The organism is Sphingomonas sp. Leaf230, assembly GCF_001421745.1.
GTDB lineage: Bacteria > Pseudomonadota > Alphaproteobacteria > Sphingomonadales > Sphingomonadaceae > Sphingomonas.
In genome coordinates, this window is the sequence record NZ_LMKW01000001.1 from 386,506 (window position 1) to 405,367 (window position 18,862).

Consider the following 18,862-nt stretch of genomic DNA (forward strand, 5'->3'; position numbering starts at 1 on the left):
ATGCCTGTTCTCAATGGCATGTCGGTCGATGTTGAGGACTGGTTCCAGGTCGGCGCGTTCGAAAAGGTGATCGACAAGGCCGACTGGGACTCGCTCCAGCCGCGCGTCGAGGCCAACACCGACGCCGTCCTGGCCTTGTTCGCCGAGCGCGACACGAAGGCAACGTTCTTCACTTTAGGCTGGGTAGCCCACCGCTATCCCGCCCTGATCCGCCGCATCGTCAACGCCGGACATGAGGTTGCCAGTCACGGCTGGGACCACCAGCGCGTCTTCACGATGACGCCCGAGTTCTTCCGCGCCGACCTCGTGCGCGCTCGGACGGCGATCGAGGATGCGGCGGGGGCAAAGGTCACCGGTTATCGCGCACCGAGCTTCTCAATCGACCAGCGTACGCCCTGGGCGCATGTCGAACTTGCCGAGGCGGGCTATGCCTATTCCTCCAGCGTCGCGCCGGTGAAGCATGATCATTACGGTTGGCTCGATGCACCGCGTTACGGGTTCAAGCCGCTCGCGGACAGCGCCTTGATCGAAGTCCCGGTAACGGTCGCCAAGTTCGGCGAGCGCAAGCTGGCGACCGGCGGCGGGTTCTTCCGGCTGCTCCCAGCGGCGATCACCGATCTCGCGGTGCGCCAGGTCAATCGCGAAGACCGTCCGGCAATGTTCTACTTCCACCCGTGGGAGATCGATCCGTCACAGCCGCGTGTCGACGCGGCACCGATGCGCTCGAAGATCCGCCATTACTCGCGGCTCGGGGCGATGGCCGGCAAGTTGCGCGGACTGCTTGGCCGGCACGATTGGGGCCGTGTGGACACTGTCGTAGCGCGCGAAGCGGCGCGACTGGCGTGACCGCGCCGATGCCTGTCGGCGTGCGCGAAGTCGATCTTCGCGATCCGGCCGAGTGCGCGTGGATCACGGCGTTCGTCGAGGCCAGCGACGGGGCAACGCCGTTCCACCTGCCCGCCTGGAGCCTCGCGGTGCAGGATGGATGCGGCCAGCGCGCGCATTATCTAGTCTCGGACAGCGGAGGCACGATCGACGGCGTGTTACCGTTGACCGAGATGCGATCGCGGTTGTTCGGGCGCGCGCTGGTGTCGGCCGGGTTCGGCGTCGATGGCGGCGTCTTGGGTGACGCGGTCGAAGCGCTGTCGGCGGCGGCTTGGAACCTTGCGCTGCGGACCGGCTGCCCCTCGGTCGAGTTACGCGGCGGTCCTGCGCCTAGGGGCTGGAATAGCGATGACACGAGTTATCTGGGCTTTATTCGCGATCTGGCCGCGGACGACGATGCGGAACTGCTCGCGATCCCCCGGAAGCAGCGTGCCGAAGTCCGTCGCGCACTCGGCTTCGACCTGGAGATCGTCATTGGCAACGACCGGTCAATGCTGGCCGAGCATTACCGGGTTTATGCGGAGTCGGTTCGCAATCTCGGCACACCGGTCTTCCCGGCCAAGCTTTTCCGTAGCGTTGCGCGCGTGATGGATGCCGATGTTCTAACCGTTCGACACAAGGGCCGCGCGGTCGCCAGCGTCCTGAGCCTGTATCTCAACGGTACGGTCTATCCCTATTGGGGCGGCGGGACCGAAGCCGCGCGCGGACTGCGCGCCAACGACCGAATGTATTTCGCGCTGATGGCGCACGCCCGCGCGCGAGGGTGCACACGGTTCGATTTCGGCCGTTCGAAGACCGGCACGGGGGCGGCGGCGTTCAAGAAGAACTGGGGCTTCACGCCCGAACCGCGGCTCTATGCCAAGCGCGGCAACGGGCCGGCGCGCGAGGTGAACCCGCTGAACCCGAAATACGCGCTGATGGTGCGGACGTGGAAGAAGCTCCCGCTCTGGGCGGCCAATGCAGCAGGACCGTGGATTTCCCGAGGCCTGGGGTGAGCCTGCTCTTCCTGGCGCACCGCGTTCCCTTTCCGCCCGACCGCGGCGACAAGATCCGCAGCTTCCACATTCTCCAGTATCTGGCGAAGCGAACGCCGGTGCATCTTGTGGCGTTCGCTGACGACGAGGCCGACTTCGATCCGCCGGCGGTGTTCACGAATATGCTGGCGAGTTGCACGATCCTGCCGCGCGGGAAGTCGCAGAAGCGTGCGGCGGTCGAAGCACTCGTAGCTGGTAAGCCGGTCTCGTTGACCGCCTTTGCAAGCGCGGCGATGCAGGATGCAGTCGATCGTGTCTTGCCCGAGGTTAGCGGGGTCTACTGCTTCTCCGGCCAGATGGCGCAGTATCTGCCGGTTGGCAGTCCGCCGGTCGTCATGGATTTCGTCGACGTCGATTCGGCCAAGTTCGCTGGTTTTGCCGACGACGCATCGGGGCCGATGCGGTGGATGATGCGCCGCGAGGCTCGGCTGCTCGGCGCGTTCGAGCGTGAGGTGGCGGGCAGGGTGTCGGCCAGCCTGTTCGTCAGCGAGGCCGAAGCGGGGTTGTTCCGGGAGGGTGGGGCAACCGGGCGGATCATCGCGGTCGAGAACGGCATCGATTCGGCGAAGTTCGATCCGACGGCCAGAGACGCCCGCCGATCTGCCCCCCTCCCTGGAAGGGAGGGGTTAGGGGTGGGTCGGCCTGCTTGGGTTACGCCCGGTTGCGTCCGGGGAAGCCAACCCACCCCCAACCCCTCCCTTCCAGGGAGGGGCGCAGAAGCGTTGATCGTCTTCACCGGGCAGATGGATTACCGACCTAATATCGACGCCGTCATCTGGTTCGCGCGCGACAACCTCCCGCTCGTCCGCGAGCGCCACCCCGCTCACTTCGCGATCGTCGGCCGAGCGCCGAGCGCCGCCGTCCAGGCGCTCTCGAGCGATCACGTCACCGTCACCGGCGCAGTCGACGACGTTCGAGGCTGGCTCACCGCCGCGGACGTCTGCGTTGCCCCGCTGAAGCTCGCCCGCGGCATTCAGAACAAGGTGCTTGAGGCGATGGCGATGGCGCGCCCCGTCGTCGCCTCGACGGCCGCGGCCGAGGGCATCGACCATGCCGGCACGATCCATGTCGCCACGACCGCGCAGGAGTTCGCCGACCGCATCTGCGACCTGATCGAAGCCCCCGACACGGCAGTTGCGCTTGGCCAGTCCGCCCGCGCGCAGGTCATCCGCCGCTACGGCTGGGACGCACGCCTCGCGCCGCTGGACGCGCTGCTCGGCCTCCCGGCATGACCGCATGGCGTCGTCACGGCATCGCGCTCGCGGTCGTCGCGGTGCTGATACTCCTGACGTTCCGAAGCGACGTCGCCGATCTCGCGCATATCTGGTGGACCAGCACCACCTTCGGCCACTGCCTCTTCATCGGTCCCGTGATCGTGTGGTTGGTCTGGCAACGCCGTGCCGAGCTGGCGCAACTGACCCCGACCGGCTGGTCGCCTGGCCTCGCGCTCGTCGCGATCGGCGGGTTCGGCTGGCTGATGGGCGATGCAGCCTCGGTCGGGTTCGCGCGCCAGCTGGGGCTCATCATGATGCTGCAAGGCGCGGTCGTGACGATCCTCGGCCCCAACGTCGCGCGCGGGCTGCTTTTTCCGCTCGCGTATGCGTTCTTCCTCGTGCCGTTCGGCGAGGGTCTCGAACCGCCCCTCCAGACCGTCACGGTCGCGATCGTCATGCCGCTGCTCCACCTCGTCGGCGTACCCGCGGTGGTTGACGGCGTGCTGATCCATGCCGGCCGCTATTATTTTGAGGTCGCCGAGGCGTGCTCAGGGGCCAAGTTCGTCATCGCGATGGTCGCGTTTGGGGTGCTCGTCGCCAACCTCTGCTTCGTGTCGTGGAGGCGGCGCGCAGTTTTCCTAGTCGTGTCCGTCGTCGTACCGGTCATAGCCAACGGCCTCCGCGCGTTCGGCACGATCTGGGCGGCGGACCTCACTTCGGTCGAAGCGGCGACCGGGATCGATCATATCGTCTATGGCTGGGTGTTCTTCGCGCTGGTCATGGCGGGCGTGATGGCGATCGGCTGGCGCTGGTTCGACCGCGCACCCGATGATCCCGCGTTCGTTCCGACGAAGCTGCAGGCGACCCCACGCAACCGGACCGATCTCGCCGTTGCGACAGCGTTGGTCTTAGGCACGTTCGCAGTGTTCCCAGCCTGGAGCGCGGCAATCGCCAGGCGCGCACAGCCACTTCCCGCGCATATCGACCTGCCCGAGATCGCCGGCTGGCACCTCGTCCCCGTCAGTACGCGCGCGCCGTGGACGCCCTATTACCCCGGCGCGGACCATTATCTGTTCGGCCGCTACGCCGATGCAGCTGGCGCGCAGGTCGACATGAGCATCGCGGTGTTCGGCAGCGAGCACGAGGGCAAGGAACTGATCGCCTACGGTACCGGCGTCCTGCGGGAGGAAGATCGCTGGGTCCGCGTCGCCGATTTGGCCGATATAGCAGGGGGAAGCGTCATGCGCATCACGGCGCCGGGACCCGTAGAGCGGATCGTCGCGACGTGGTACCGGGTCGGCGACACGACCACGCAGGACGACACGCTGGTGAAGATCGAGACGATGAAAGCGCGGTTGCTCGGGGGGCCGCAACGCGCGGTGGCGATCCACCTGTCGGTCGAGGGCGCCGATGCGCGTCCGATCGCGCGCTTCCTGGCCGCGCTCGGGCCGATCGCGCCGGTCGCCGATCACGCCGCGGGGATGCGCTAGATGTGCGGCATCGCCGGGGTCTTCCACCCCGGCACGCCCAAGCCGGTCGACCCGAACCGCGTGCACGCGATGATCGCCGCGCTGTCGCATCGCGGCCCCGACGGCGACGGCATCTGGACTGCGCCCGGCGTTGGTCTGGGGCATCGCCGCCTGTCGATCATCGACCTCGAAGGCTCGCCGCAGCCGATGTCGGACGGCACGCTCACGATCACCTACAACGGCGAGGTCTATAACTTCGCCGAACTGCGCGACGAACTGACCGCCAAGGGTGCGATCTTCCGGACGTCCGGCGACACCGAAGTCCTGCTGCACGCGTGGCGCGCCTGGGGACCGTCGATGCTCGACCGGCTGAACGGGATGTTCGCGTTCGCGATCCACGACACCGCCGCGCACACGCTGTTCCTCGCGCGCGACCGGATGGGCGTGAAACCGCTCCATTATGTTGAACTGGCCGACGGGTCGCTGGCGTTCGCGTCCGAACTGAAGGGCCTGCTCGCACATCCGCAACTCCGGCGGGTGCCCGATCTCGGCGCGGTCGAGGATTACCTGGCATTCGGGTACGTCCCCGACGATTCCTGCATGCTCGCGGGCGTGAAGAAGCTTGCGGCCGGGCATTTCCTGCTGGTCGAGCGCGGTAAGTCTGTACCGCAGCCGCGCAGATGGTGGGACGTCGACTTCTCGAACCGCGCGACTGGTTCCGCCAAAGCGCTGGGCGAGGAACTGGTCGATCGGATGCGCGCGGGCGTCCGCTCGCGAATGGTCGCGGATGTGCCGCTGGGTGCGTTCCTGTCGGGCGGCGTGGACAGCTCGGCCGTGGTCGCGCTGATGGCGGAGGCCAGCCCGAAGGCGGTCCGCACCTGCACGATCGGGTTCGACGAGGCTGGGCATGACGAGCGCAGCTATGCCGACACCGTCGCGCGGCGTTTTGCGACCGATCACCGCGAGCGCGTCGTCCAGTCTGGTGATTTCGGGCTGATCGATACGCTGGTTGCCAGCTTCGACGAGCCCTTTGCCGATGCCTCCGCGCTCGCCACCTACCAGGTCTGCGCGCTTGCCCGTGAAAGCGTCACCGTCGCGCTGTCCGGGGACGGTGCAGACGAAGCACTCGCCGGATACCGCCGCTACAAGTTCCAGTCGGTCGAGGAGCGAGTCCGCGGCTTGCTGCCGTCGCATCTTCGGGCCGATGTGTTCGGGACGCTCGGCCGCTGGTATCCGAAGGCCGACTGGGCACCGCGGCCATTACGGGCGAAGTCGACGTTGCTCGCGCTCGCGCAAGGTGGCAGCGAGGCGTATGCGCGCTCGGTTGGCGTCACCACGCCCGAACTCCGCGCGCAGCTGTTCAACGCCGACGCTCGCGCGAAGCTCGGTGGGTACCGGGCCGAGGACCGCTATGTCGCGACGATGGCGACCGCGCCCGCCCGCGACGCGATCGACCGCGCGCAATATGCCGACATCAAGCATTGGCTGCCCGGCGACATCCTGACCAAGGTCGACCGCACCAGCATGGCGGTCGGCCTCGAAGCGCGCGAACCGTTGCTCGACCACCGCCTGATCGAGTTCTGCGCGACGCTGCCGGCGAACATGCGGTTGCGGCACGGCGAGGGCAAATGGCTGATGAAGAAGGCGATGGAGCCGTATCTGCCGCGCGACATCCTCTATCGCCAGAAGATGGGCTTCGTGACGCCGATCAGCGCCTGGTTCCGTGGCGCGCTGGCGGGCGAGGCGACCGCGCTCGCCAAGTCGCGCACGCTGGGCGAAACGGGGTGGTTCGATATGGCGACGATCGCGCGGATCGCCGACGAGCACCGGATGGGGCGTGCTGAGCATGGTCGCACGTTGTGGCAGTTCGTGATGCTCGAACGCTCGATGAAGTGGATGTTCGGGTAGCAATCATGCAATCCTCCCTGCCAGGGTGAGGTGGTTGGCACTTGCCAGACGGAGGGGGAGGTACGCGAAACGCTTGTTCCTTGTCCGCCCCCTCCGTCACCTTCGGTGCCACCCCCCCTGGCGGGGGAGGATTGAGACTTAGAACAGCCCTTCGATTAGCCCGTCGTCGTTCAACCGGATCGCCTCCGCTGCCGGCATGCGCGGCAGGCCCGGCATCGTCATGATCTCTCCGCAGATCGCGACCACGAACCCGGCACCCGCCGCGAGCCGGACTTCGCGCACCGGCACGATGTGCCCGGTCGGCGCGCCGAGCAGGGCAGGGTCCGTCGAGAAGCTGTACTGCGTCTTCGCGAGGCAGACGGGCAGATGGCCGTAGCCCGCATCCTCCCAACGCTTCAACTGCGCGAGGACGCTCGGCTCGGCGACCGCGTGCTCGGCGCGGTAAATGCGGCGGGCGACGGTATCGATCTTGTCGAACAGCGACAGCTCGTCGCCATAGATCGGCGCGAACCCGCCCCCGTGCCCGTCGCAAAGCTCGGCGACCGCGTCGGCCAGCTCGACCGCACCGGCGCCACCCTCGGCCCAATGCCGGCACAGGATCGCGCGCGAGCCGTGGTGCGCAGCGGCCTCGACGATCGCGGCGATCTCCGCATCGCTGTCGGTGTAGAAATGGTTGATCGCGACCACGGCGGGAACGCCGAACTGGCGGATGTTCTCGATATGCCGCACGAGATTGACCGCGCCGCGGCGGACGGCGTCGACGTCCTCGCGCCCCAGATCAGCCTTGGCGACGCCACCGTTCATTTTCAGCGCGCGGGCGGTCGCAACGATCACGACCGCGTCGGGGGCCAGCCCCGCCTGGCGGCATTTGATGTCGAAGAACTTCTCCGCGCCGAGGTCCGCGCCGAAGCCCGCCTCGGTCACCACGTAATCGCCGAGTGAGAGTGCGGCCCGCGTTGCGATCACCGAGTTACAGCCATGCGCGATGTTGGCGAACGGCCCGCCGTGAAGGAACGCTGGCGTCCCCTCCAGCGACTGGACGAGGTTCGGCTTGATCGCCTCGGCCAGCAACACAGCCATCGCGCCATCCGCCTTCAGGTCGCGTGCGGTGATCGGCCTGCGGTCCCGCGTGTAGGCGACGACGATGTCGCCCAGTCGCCGCTCCATATCCGCGAGCCCGTCGGCGAGGCAAAGGATCGCCATCACCTCCGACGCGACCGTGATGTCGAAACCCGACTCGCGCGGATAGCCGTTTGCAACGCCACCGATCGACTGGACGATATCGCGCAGCGCCCGGTCGTTCATGTCGAGCACGCGCCGCCAGACCACGCGGCGGACATCGATCTCGAGCGCGTTGCCCCAGTGGATATGGTTGTCGATCATCGCCGCGAGCAGGTTATGGGCCGCCGTGATCGCGTGAAAATCACCGGTGAAGTGGAGGTTGATGTCCTCCATCGGTGCCACCTGAGCACGACCACCACCCGTCGCGCCGCCCTTGGTTCCGAAGCACGGCCCGAGCGAGGGTTCGCGAAGGGCGAGCACGGCTTTGCGTCCGGTATGGCGGAGCGCATCAGCGAGCCCGATCGAGGTCGTAGTCTTGCCTTCGCCTGCCGGGGTTGGATTTATTGCGGTGACGAGGACGAGCTTGCCGTTCGCCGAAGACTTGCGCGCGTTCAGCCATTCTAGCGAAATCTTAGCCTTGTACCGGCCGTAAGGCTCAATCGCGTCGTCTGGAATATGCAGGCTCTCGGCGATGGCGGCGATAGGGCGCAGGGCGACGCTGCGAGCGATAGCGATATCGGTTTCCATGGCGCTGACCTAGCGGGGCCGGGGATGGCTTTCCAGACGATTAGGAGTCCCGAATGCAGAACGGCGCCCGCTTTGTGAAGCGAGCACCGTCTGTAATCCGCCGTCGATAGGACGCCGGATGATTACATCGTCTGCAGTTCGGTGATGTGCGACTGGACGACCGGTACGATCCCGGCTGCAACAGTTTTCAGGCCCGCCACGGTGCCCTTGTCGGCATAGCCTTGCTGCAACGTCAGCGCCTTTGCATGCGCCGCCTTCTGCTGCGTCACGTACAGCCGATCGCGCGCCGTGCCCTTCGCCGCGCGCAGTGCCGCGACGTTCTTCGCGCCCATCGGATCGAGCTTGGGTGGTGCGACCTTCACATGCGCCGCCATCGCCGCCGCCTTCACGTCCTCGGTGCTCTTGGTGTGATCGGTGATCATCATCTGCGCAAAGCTCTTGAGTTTCGGATTAGTGGTCGTCTCGAGCAGGATCTGGCTCGACGTCTTCTCATACAGGTCGCCGGCGCCGGCCTTCATCACATAGGTGGATGCGGGCATCGGTGCCTGTGCAGATACGGCGGCGATCGGCAGCGCGATCAACGCGGCGGCAGTCAGAAATCGTGACATGGTCTTCTCTCTCCTGTTGAAACTGTCGTTCAATCGTTCGCGGTGCCAGGCTCGGCCATCTTGCGGTGCATCTCGGCGAGTACGGCGTTGGGCGTGACGTTGGCGATCGCCGACTGGACCTTGTTCTTCCAGCCCGACACGACCGCGGCCTTGCCGGACATCAGCGCGTCCCAGCCGTCCTTCGCCACGTCCGCCGGATCGCTTTTCTTGGGATCGGTCCCGACATCGGTGTCCATCATGTGCGCACGGTCGAAGAATTCGGTATCGACCGGGCCGGGCATCAGGTTGGTCAGCGTAACGCCGTCTGCGTCCTTGATCTCGTTCTGGATCGCCGCGACGAAGCTGTCGACGAAGCTCTTCGTACCGTTATACACCGCCTGGAACGCACCGGGGATGTAGCCTGCGATCGATCCGGTCACGAGCACCTTGCCTGCGTTGCGCGCGACCATCGGCGGCAACACATTCTGCAACAGATACGCCGTGCCGATGACGTTGGTGTCGACGACCTTGCGCCACTCGGCCAGATCTTGGTCGAGGAACGCCTTGCCGAGCCCGCGCCCGGCATTCGCGCAGACCAGATCGATCGTCCGGCCGTTCGTGGCCGCAAGCAACTGGTCGACGCCTTCGATCGTCGAGAGGTCGGCCTGGAGCGACTGAACATCGGTGCCGAACTGCTTGAAGTCCTGCGCGGCGGCGTCGATCAACGCCTCGTCGGCTACGACCAGTATGTCGTAGCCGTCCTTCGCCGCCAGGGTCGCCAGCTCGAAACCGATACCAGTCGACGCGCCGGTGATGATTGCGAATTTATCAGCCATTGTCAGATATCCTCAGTTGAAGCCGGGCTTGAGCACGACCTTCGTCACTTCGTTCTGGTTGTTCTTGAACATGTCGTAGCCCTTGGGGGCGTCCTCCAGGTCCATGCGGTGCGAGATCAGGAAGGTGGTGTCGATCTTGCCCTCCATGATCGCGTTGAGCAGCGCGGGCATGTAATGCTGGACATGCGTCTGGCCGGTCTTGAGCGTCAGCCCCTTCTCCATGAACGCCCCGAGTGGGAACTTGTCGACGAACCCGCCGTACACTGCAGGCATCGACACCCGCCCGCCCTTGCGACACGCGATGATCGCCTGGCGGATCGAGTGCGTCCGATCGGTGCCGAGGAAGGTCGACGCCTTGATCTGGTCAACGACGTCGTCGACGAAGAAGCCGTGTGCCTCGAGCCCGACGCTGTCGATGACGGCGTCAGGACCGATTCCGCCGGTCATCACCATCAGCGCCTCGTAGACCGCGCTTTCCTCGTAGTTGATCGTCTCGGCGCCGAACTTCTTGGCAAGCTCCAGTCGGTGGGGGAAGTGGTCGATCGCGATGGCTCGTTCGGCGCCCATCAGGAACGCCGACTGCACCGCGAACAGCCCGACCGGACCGCAACCCCAGACCGCGACCGTGTCGCCGGGTTCGATCTGCGCATTCTCCGCCGCCATCCAGCCGGTCGGCAGGATATCGGAGAGGAACAGCACCTTCTCGTCGTCGACGCCGTCGGGAATGACGATCGGCCCGACGTCGCTGAACGGCACGCGGACATATTCCGCCTGTCCGCCGGCATAGCCGCCCGTCATGTGACTATAGCCGAACAACCCGGACATGGGTTGACCGTAGATTTCCTGTGCGATGTCCTGGTTGTCGGCGGGGAGGCCGTTGTCGCACGCCGAATATTGATGCTTGCCGCAGTGGTAGCAGCTGCCACACGCGATCGTGAACGGGACGACGACCTTCTGGCCCTTCTTCAGCGTCGACTTGGCGCCAACCTCGACAACTTCGCCCATGAACTCGTGGCCGAGAATGTCGCCGGCCTGCATCGTCGGGATATAGCCGTCGTACAGATGGAGGTCGGAGCCGCAGATCGCGGTCGCGGTCACCTTGATGATGCAGTCGCGTTGGTTGACGATTTCGGGATCGTCGACCGTATCGACGCGGACGTCGTGCTTACCGTGCCATGCCAGAGCGCGCATCAGGCGAGTTCCTCTTCATGCTGCTTGCGGTTCATCGCGGCAGTCGCGATCTCGCCGGTTTCCATCAACTGCTTGAAACGGCGCAGGTCGCGGCGCGCCTGGATCGCGGGTTCCCGCTGGAACATCTTGGCGATCAGCTTACCAATCACCCCGCCCGGCGGGTCGTACAGGATCGTCGCAATGACCACCGTCCCACGCGCACCGGCATCGCGGAACTCGACACGGCCGCTGTTCGGGACGTCGGCGCCATCCTCCGACGACCATGCGATGACGCTATCCGGCGTTTCGTCCGTAATCGTCGACGTCCACTCGTAGGACTTTCCGGCCGGACCCTTCACGACCCAGTGCGAACGACGCGCATCGAGGACATCGATACGCTCGACATTCTCCATGAACGTCGGAAGGTTCGCAAAATTTCGGAAATAGGCGAACAGCTCGCCGACGGGCCGGTTGATGGTCACGGCGCGCGCTACGATGCTGCTGCCCTTGCCGTCGGCCAAGTCCTGCGTCGCGTCCGCGACGGCATCGCGTCGCTTTGACGCGCTTAACGGAGCATCGTCTCTGGAATCGCTTTCGGTCATGATCGTCTCCAACTGCGAAGCCTGTTCAACAGCGTCGGGAGAATGAATGTTCCGCTGTTTCTCCAATGAATTGCGGGGCGTTAATCTGGATCAGGACGTTCGCACGAACGGTCCTTTTCCGTTGTCACTAAAGTTACAACGGAACAACCGGGCAGCCGTGTTCGTGACATCGCCACGCTGTTAACTCGCCATTACCCGGCTTCGCCGGTGTCAACTTCGCTACAAGGTGATCATCGCAGCAGACGAGGATCGCCCGTGACCTACCAGACGCACATCGCCCAGTTGACCAACCTCATCGCCGACCAGAACGGCACGTGGGACGCGATCTCGCCCGAGTCCGTCGCGCGGATGCGGCTGCAGAACCGGTTCACCACCGGTCTCGACATCGCGCGGTACACGGCGGCGATCATGCGCAAGGACATGGCCGCTTATGACGCGGACCCGGCGAACTACACCCAGTCGCTCGGCTGCTGGCACGGGTTCATCGCGCAGCAGAAGATGATCAGCATCAAGAAGCATTTCGGCACGACCGACCGGCGATATCTGTACCTGTCGGGCTGGATGGTCGCGGCTATGCGGAGCGAATTCGGCCCCTTGCCCGACCAGTCGATGCACGAGAAGACCAGCGTCCCCGCATTGATCGAGGAACTCTACACCTTCCTCCGCCAAGCCGACGCGCGCGAGCTCGGCATGATGTTCCGCGACGTCGATGCCGCGCGCGCCGCCGGCAACGCGATCGAGGAACAGCGGCTGCTCAACGCGATCGAGAACCACCAGACGCACGTCGTGCCGATCATCGCCGACATCGATGCGGGCTTCGGCAATGCTGAGGCGACCTACCTGCTCGCGCGCAAGATGATCGAGGCGGGGGCCTGCGCGCTCCAGATCGAGAACCAGGTCAGCGACGAGAAGCAGTGCGGCCACCAGGACGGCAAGGTCACCGTCCCGCACGAGGACTTCCTCGCGAAGGTCCGCGCGTGCCGCTACGCGTTCCTCGAACTCGGCGTCGAGGACGGCATCATCGTCACGCGCACCGACTCGCTCGGTGCGGGTCTCACCAAGCAGATCGCGGTCAGCAAGGAAGCGGGCGACCTGGGCGACCAATATAACTCGTACCTCGATTGCGAGGAGATCGACTCAGCCACCGCGCAGAACGGCGACGTCATCCTCAACCGCGACGGCAAGCTGCTCCGCCCGAGGCGCCTGCCGTCGAACCTGTTCCAGTTCCGTGCGGGAACGGGGGAGGATCGCTGCGTGATGGACTGCATCGCCTCGCTACAGAGCGGCGCGGACCTGCTGTGGATCGAGACCGAGAAGCCGCATATCGAGCAGATCGCCGGCATGGTCGACCGCATCCGCGAGGTCGTTCCGAACGCAAAGCTCGTCTATAATAACTCGCCGAGCTTCAACTGGACGCTGAACTTCCGCCAACAGGTGTTCGATGCCTGGTCGGCTGCGGGCGAGGACGTATCGACCTATGATCGTGCGCGTTTAATGAGCGTCGATTACGACGGCACTAAGCTCGCTGACGAAGCCGACGAACGCATCCGCACTTTCCAGGCGGATTCGGCCAAGCGTGCGGGGATCTTCCACCACCTGATCACGCTGCCGACGTATCACACGGCCGCGCTTTCGACCGACAATCTCGCGAAACAGTATTTCGGCGACGCGGGGATGCTTGGTTATGTGAAGGGCGTCCAGCGCAAGGAAATCCGCGAGGGGATCGCCTGCGTGAAGCACCAGAACATGTCTGGCTCGGATCTTGGCGACGACCACAAGGAGTATTTCGCGGGTGAGGCGGCTCTGAAGGCTGGCGGCGCGCACAATACGATGAATCAGTTTGCGGCGTGATGCCCAAGCCGGAGCGAAAGCTCCGGCGCGGATCCGGCATCCCGCCCGGCCGGCGGGGCCAAAAGCCCCGTCCGACGACGCGGCTTTGCCGCGGCGCGTAGCCTAGTTTCGATAAGGCTCGCGAAAGCCGATATCCACATCGAGTGATCCTCCCCCGCCAGGGGGAGGTGTCGCCGAAGGTGACGGAGGGGGAGGACACGGAGCAGAGGTCACCTTATCCTCCCCCTCCGTCAGGCAAGTGCCTGCCACCTCCCCCTAGTGGGGGAGGATCGTTTCGTTGCGACCGGCTTTACTCCGCCGGGTCCACCCGGTCCGCCGCAAGCGGTTCCGCCAGCGCCGTCTCACCCAGCGATGCCAGCACAGCCGCCGTCAGCGCATCGAGCCCGTACGGCTTCTCCAGCATGATCGCATCCGTATCGCCTTCGACCGACGCGGTATCACCACTCGCGAAGACGATCCCCACGCCCGGCCGCAGCGCGCGCGCGGTGCGGGCGAAGTCCGGTCCAGAGACGCCGGGGAGGTTGATGTCGGTCACCAGCGCGTCGATCGGCACGGTCTGGAGCGCGGTCATCGCATCCTCCGCGCTCGCCGCGTCGACCACCACGAAGCCGCTGCCTTGCAGCATCTCGGCAGTGTTCGCGCGGATCATCTCGTCGTCCTCGACCAGCAGGACGGTGCGCCGTGCCGACGCGTCCAGCCGTCGATCCGCTTCGATCCGTGCATCGCGGGCGCTCTTGGCGGCAGGCGAGTCGCCGCGTTGCCGATTGGCGAGCACTTCGCGGAATTTCCGTGCCAGCGCCTCGCGTGAATACGGCTTCGACAACAGGTCGACCCCGGCATCGAGCTTGCCGCCGTGCACGATCGAGTTCTCGGTATAGCCCGACGTGAACAGCACCACGAGATTGGGCAGCCGCTCCTTCGCCTGGCGCGCGAGTTCGGGGCTTTTCAGCGTTCCGGGCATCACTACGTCGGTGAACAGGATATCGATCGGCACGCCGCTCTCGACCACATTGAGCGCACTGGCCGCGTCGACCGACTTTAGGACGCTGTAGCCGAGATCGGTCAGCAGCTCGACCACGGTGGTGCGGACCTCGTCGTCGTCCTCGACCACCAGCACCGTCTCCGTGCCGCCACAGATCGGCCCCGCATCGGCGACGACCTCGACGTCCTCGCTCTCCATCGCGCGCGGCAGATAGAGCTTGATCGTCGTGCCTTCGCCGACCTCCGAATAGATCTTCACATGGCCGCCGGACTGTTTGACGAAGCCGTAGACCATCGACAGGCCGAGGCCCGAGCCCTTGCCTTCGCTCTTGGTCGAGAAGAACGGTTCGAACACCTTCTCGATGATTTCCGGGCTCATGCCGCTCCCGGTGTCGGACACTGCGAGCAGGACGTATTGCCCGGCTTCGACCTCCTCGTGGCTGCGCGCATAAGCGTCGTCGAGGTGTGCGTTGCCGAGTTCGATGGTGAGCTTGCCCTGGCCTTCCATCGCATCGCGCGCGTTGATCGCGAGGTTCAGGAGCGCGTTTTCGATCTGCGCAGGGTCGATGAAGGTGTTCCAGAGGCCGCCGCCGACCACGGTCTCGATCTCGACGCCTTCGCCGATCGCGCGCCGCAGCATGTCGTCCATCCCGCGCACGAACCGCGTGACGTTGACGACCTTGGGCTCGAGCGCCTGGCGACGCCCGAACGCGAGCAGCTGCGAGGCGAGCTTCGAGCCGCGTGTGACACCGGCCATCGCGTTGGCGACCCAGCGCTCCGCACGCTCGTTGCCGGCGAGGTTCTTGCCGAGCAGCTGGAGATTGCCCGAGACGACCTGGAGCAGGTTGTTGAAGTCGTGCGCGACGCCGCCGGTGAGCTTGCCGACGGTCTCCATCTTCTGCGATTGCGCGAGCTTGGCTTCGGCCTCGCGGCGTTCGCCGATCTCGGCGATGACGCGCGCCTCGAGCGTCTCGTTGAGCTGGCGGAGCTGATCCTCGGCACGCTCGCGGTGGCGGACCTGGCGGGCGAGCGCTTCGGCCTGTTCGCGCAAGGCGGCCTCGGCGGCGCGCTGATGCGTGATGTCGGTGTGGACGCCGACCCATTCGATGACTTCGCCCGCCGAATCCAGGATCGGCAAGCTGCGGACGGCGAACGTGCGCCATGCCCCGCAATGGCGGCGGACGCGGTGTTCGAACACGAACATCGACTTGTTCAGGACGGCGGCGGTCCACGCCTTGATCGTCGAGGCGACGTCGTCGGGGTGGATCGCGTCGGCCCAGCCGAAATTCTGGTATTCGTCGATCGACTGGCCGGTGAGCGTCGCCCAGCCCGGTTGCTCGCCGATCATCCGGCCGTCGGGGCTGTTGGTCCAGAGCACGCCGTGGACCGCATCCATCGCGGTGCGGAACCGGCCGTTACTGATGCCGAGTGCGGCCTCGCGTTCGGCGCGGTCCTCGACGTCGATGCCGAGCACGTAGATGCCCGCGACCACGCCGTCCGCCTGAATGTGTGGAACATAGCGGAATTCGGAGCGGCGCGAGCGGCCGTCGCGGTGCGGGAAGACGGTCTGCGCGATGAAGCTCTCGCCGGCCAGCGCGCGGTCGAACGACGGGCGGCGATCCTGGTAGACCGCATCGCCAAGTACTTCGCGGACGGACTTGCCGATCATCGACTCGGGCGCGACGCCGAGCCATTCGTCATATTGCGCGTTGGCGAGACGGTAGACGTGGTCGCGGTCGATGTAAGAGATCAGCATCGGCACGGCATCGGTGACTCGGCGCAGTTGGGCTTCGCTGGCGGCGAGACGGTGCTCGGCTTCGACGCGGCCGCTATTGTCGACCATCGTGCACAGGACGCCACCGACAGTCCCGCCCGCGCAGTAGACGGGCGTGTAGAACAGGTCGAGCGTCAGCGTTTCCGGGCCCTCGGGGCGCTGGAACAGGATCGGCTGGTCGCGATAGGCGACGGTCTCGCCACGGAAGCCTGCTTCGAGGACCGCGCGGTTCCAGTCCCACACTTCCGGGAACGCGGTCGCGACCGCGCTGCCGAGCGCGGCCGGGTGGCGGTCTCCTGCGACGGCGCGGTAGCTATCGTTGTAGAGCATGACGTGCTCGGGCCCCCACATCACGACCTTGGCGACGGGGGAGTTGAGGATGTTGGCGAGCGTGACGCGGAGCTCGGCGGGCCACGAGTCGATCGGGCCGAGCGAGGTCGCGCTCCAGTCGCGCTGGCGGACGAGCATCCCGCATTCGCCCCCGCCGATCAGGATTTCCGCTGGTGCGGCCAAGGCGGCGTCGCGGTCGCGCATCTGCTGGAGCGCGGCGCGGACGATGGCGGCGGCGTCGCCATGCCCTCCGCCGGTCAATTCGTCGATGTAACTGCCGAGGTCTGCGGGCAGGGAAATGGTGCGCGACGAGTCTGGCGTTGTCATGCCGGACTAGTGGGTATGCGGCGCGCGCCTGTCAATGATTAGGGGGGGCGGGGAAGCTCTGCCCCTCCCTCATACCACCCCAGCGAAGGCCGGGGCCCAATTGGAAAGGTGGTCGTAACGGCGCGCTGCGCATCGCAATCACCGTCCCCCAATTGGGCCCCGGCCTTCGCCGGGGTGGGCCGGTGAGGGGTAGCCGAACTCAAGCATGTTTCCCCGCGAAGGCGGGGACCCAGACTGGGCTCCCGCCTTCGCGGGAGAACAAGGAAGAGGGGGCCGCCCTGCGACGGCGCCACCTTCCTCGTACTCTCTCGTCGATCAGCCCTCGGTGCGCGGCAGGCCTAGCGGGTTGTCGTGCTTGACTGCCTTCGGCAGCAGCGCGTCCGGCAGGTCCTGGTAGCATACCGGGCGCAGGAAGCGCTCGATCGCCGCGGTACCGACCGAGGTCGTGCGCGGGTCCGACGTTGCGGGGAAAGGCCCACCATGCACCATCGCAGGAGCAACCTCGACGCCGGTCGGCCATCCGTTCGCGAGGATGCGGCCCGCCTTGCGCTCGAGCACCGGCACCAGCGTCGCAGCGTCGGCGTAGTCACCCTCGTCGATCTGCAGCGTGATCGTCAGCTGACCCTCGACCTGTTCGAGAACCTGGCGAACCTCGGCGAGGTCGGCGCAGCGGACGATGATCGAGGCAGCCCCGAACACTTCATGCGACAGCGCAGGGTCGGCGACGAACGCCTTGCCGGTGGTCGAGAACAAAGCTGCACGACCGCGGTTTGCGCCCTCGGCCTCGGTGCCGCGGGCGAGCGTCTCGACCGCATCGTGACCGGCGAGCGCGGCGACGCCCTTGTCATAGCTGGCATGGATGCCGGGGGTCAGCATGACCTGCGGCGCAGCTTCGCCAAGCGCAGCGGCGGCGGCTTCGACGAAGGTGTCGAGGTCTGGACCATCGACCGCGACGACGATGCCGGGGTTGGTGCAGAACTGGCCCGAGCCCATCGTCAGCGAACCGACATAGGCCTTGCCGAGCGCTTCGCCGCGCGCCGCAAGCGCCGCGGGGAACAGGATGACGGGGTTAACGCTGCTCATCTCGGCATAGACCGGGATTGGCTCGGCGCGCGCTGCGGCGAGTGCGACCAGGGCCAAGCCACCGCCGCGCGAGCCGGTGAAGCCGACTGCCTTGATACGCGCGTCCTTGACGAGTGCTGCGCCGAGTTCGTTCGCAGGGCCCTGGACCAGCGAGAACACGCCCTCGGGCAGGCCGCACTTGGCGACCGCAGCCTGGATCGCCTTGCCGACCATCACCGACGTGCCGGGATGCGCGGGGTGGCCCTTGACGACGACCGGGCAACCGGCGGCGAGTGCGGAGGCGGTGTCGCCGCCCGCGACCGAGAAGGCGAGCGGGAAGTTTGACGCACCGAACACCGCGACCGGGCCGACCGCGATGCGGCGCTGGCGCAGGTCCGCGCGGGGGGCGGGCTTACGATCGGGCTGTGCTTCGTCGATGATGACCGAGGCCCAGGTGCCAGCGCGGAGATGCTTGGCGAACAGGCGGAGCTGGCCGGTGGTACGGCCGCGCTCGCCTTCGAGGCGCGGGCGGGGCAGGCCGCTCTCCTGGATCGCACGGGCGACGAGCGGCTCGTGGATCGCCTCGATCTCGTCGGCGATCGTCTCGAGGAATTTCGCGCGCGTTTCGGGATCGGTTTCGCGGAAGGTATCGAACGCTGCTTCGGCGAGCTTGCAGGCTTCCGCGACGTCTTCTTCACTCGAAACGGCAAAGGCGGGTTCGATCTTTGCATCGGTCGACGGGTCGATCGCGAGGAAGGTGACGTCGCTGTCTACGGCGCGCGCGCCGATCGGGAAGGTACCGTCCATGTCAGTTCTCCAAATCAAATCGAGGGACGCGCCGACCGGGGCGGTGGTGCGTCGGGAAGTCGTTGGCCAGGATACGCGCCGACCGTGAAGGTGGCGCTATCACTCCTGGAGCCTTCATCCAATGTGGTGCGAAGGCGGAGCATGTTCCAGTGCGAAGCAACAGTCGTGGACGACAATGTGACATTGAGGTCAAGGATTGAATAGAGCGTACGGCTC

General features: G+C 66.0%; 13 protein-coding genes. 6 read left to right on the top strand and 7 right to left on the bottom strand.

Annotated features, from left to right (window positions below):
- The 5 genes from ASE82_RS01790 to ASE82_RS01810 are packed head-to-tail and all read left to right on the top strand — an operon-like array spanning position 1 to position 6,510.
- Positions 1-846 carry an XrtA system polysaccharide deacetylase gene (locus tag ASE82_RS01790; RefSeq protein ID WP_235524413.1) on the top strand — a complete coding sequence of 282 codons (846 nt, stop codon included), beginning with the start codon at positions 1-3 and terminating at the stop codon, positions 844-846.
- Complete coding sequence (locus tag ASE82_RS01795; protein ID WP_056058110.1) at positions 843-1,880, top strand: FemAB family XrtA/PEP-CTERM system-associated protein; 1,038 nt, start codon at positions 843-845, stop codon at positions 1,878-1,880. The genes ASE82_RS01790 and ASE82_RS01795 overlap by 4 nt, the downstream gene beginning before the upstream one ends.
- On the top strand, positions 1,877-3,151 hold the full coding sequence (locus tag ASE82_RS19920; protein ID WP_056058113.1) for a glycosyltransferase: 1,275 nt from the start codon (positions 1,877-1,879) through the stop codon (positions 3,149-3,151). Before ASE82_RS01795 ends, ASE82_RS19920 begins: the two co-directional genes overlap by 4 nt.
- The gene (gene xrtA / locus ASE82_RS01805; protein ID WP_056058116.1) at positions 3,148-4,623 is read left to right on the top strand and encodes an exosortase A; all 1,476 of its coding nucleotides are present in this window, start codon (positions 3,148-3,150) and stop codon (positions 4,621-4,623) included. The genes ASE82_RS19920 and xrtA overlap by 4 nt, the downstream gene beginning before the upstream one ends.
- A complete protein-coding gene (locus ASE82_RS01810) occupies positions 4,624-6,510 on the top strand; it encodes an XrtA/PEP-CTERM system amidotransferase (protein ID WP_056058119.1) in 1,887 nt (628 codons plus the stop codon). It begins immediately after the preceding gene.
- Between the two features lie 138 nt (positions 6,511-6,648).
- Here the strand turns inward: ASE82_RS01810 and ASE82_RS01815 are convergent, their stop codons facing one another.
- From ASE82_RS01815 to ASE82_RS01835, 5 genes are all read right to left on the bottom strand, one after another.
- Entirely contained in the window at positions 6,649-8,319 is a 1,671-nt protein-coding gene (locus ASE82_RS01815; protein WP_056058122.1) for a formate--tetrahydrofolate ligase, read from the bottom strand.
- 122 nt (positions 8,320-8,441) lie between these two features.
- On the bottom strand, positions 8,442-8,927 hold the full coding sequence (locus ASE82_RS01820) for a DUF4142 domain-containing protein (protein WP_056058125.1): 486 nt from the start codon (positions 8,925-8,927) through the stop codon (positions 8,442-8,444).
- 29 nt (positions 8,928-8,956) lie between these two features.
- A complete protein-coding gene (locus ASE82_RS01825) occupies positions 8,957-9,742 on the bottom strand; it encodes an SDR family NAD(P)-dependent oxidoreductase (protein ID WP_056058129.1) in 786 nt (261 codons plus the stop codon).
- Between the two features lie 12 nt (positions 9,743-9,754).
- Positions 9,755-10,933, bottom strand: coding sequence for a zinc-dependent alcohol dehydrogenase (locus ASE82_RS01830; RefSeq protein ID WP_056058133.1), 1,179 nt, complete (start codon positions 10,931-10,933; stop codon positions 9,755-9,757).
- A complete protein-coding gene (locus ASE82_RS01835; protein ID WP_056058134.1) occupies positions 10,933-11,514 on the bottom strand; it encodes an SRPBCC family protein in 582 nt (193 codons plus the stop codon). Before ASE82_RS01835 ends, ASE82_RS01830 begins: the two co-directional genes overlap by 1 nt.
- Positions 11,515-11,769: 255 nt before the next feature.
- On the opposite strand from ASE82_RS01835, the gene ASE82_RS01840 reads away from it, so the two are divergent.
- On the top strand, positions 11,770-13,365 hold the full coding sequence (locus ASE82_RS01840) for an isocitrate lyase (RefSeq protein WP_056058137.1): 1,596 nt from the start codon (positions 11,770-11,772) through the stop codon (positions 13,363-13,365).
- Positions 13,366-13,654: 289 nt separating this feature from the next.
- Here ASE82_RS01840 and ASE82_RS01845 read toward each other — a convergent pair whose 3' ends face one another.
- Complete coding sequence (locus tag ASE82_RS01845; protein WP_156348724.1) at positions 13,655-16,777, bottom strand: PAS domain-containing protein; 3,123 nt, start codon at positions 16,775-16,777, stop codon at positions 13,655-13,657.
- A gap of 315 nt (positions 16,778-17,092) precedes the next feature.
- A complete protein-coding gene (locus ASE82_RS01850) occupies positions 17,093-18,646 on the bottom strand; it encodes an aldehyde dehydrogenase (NADP(+)) (protein WP_056058139.1) in 1,554 nt (517 codons plus the stop codon).
- Between the last annotated feature and the right edge of the window lie 216 nt (positions 18,647-18,862).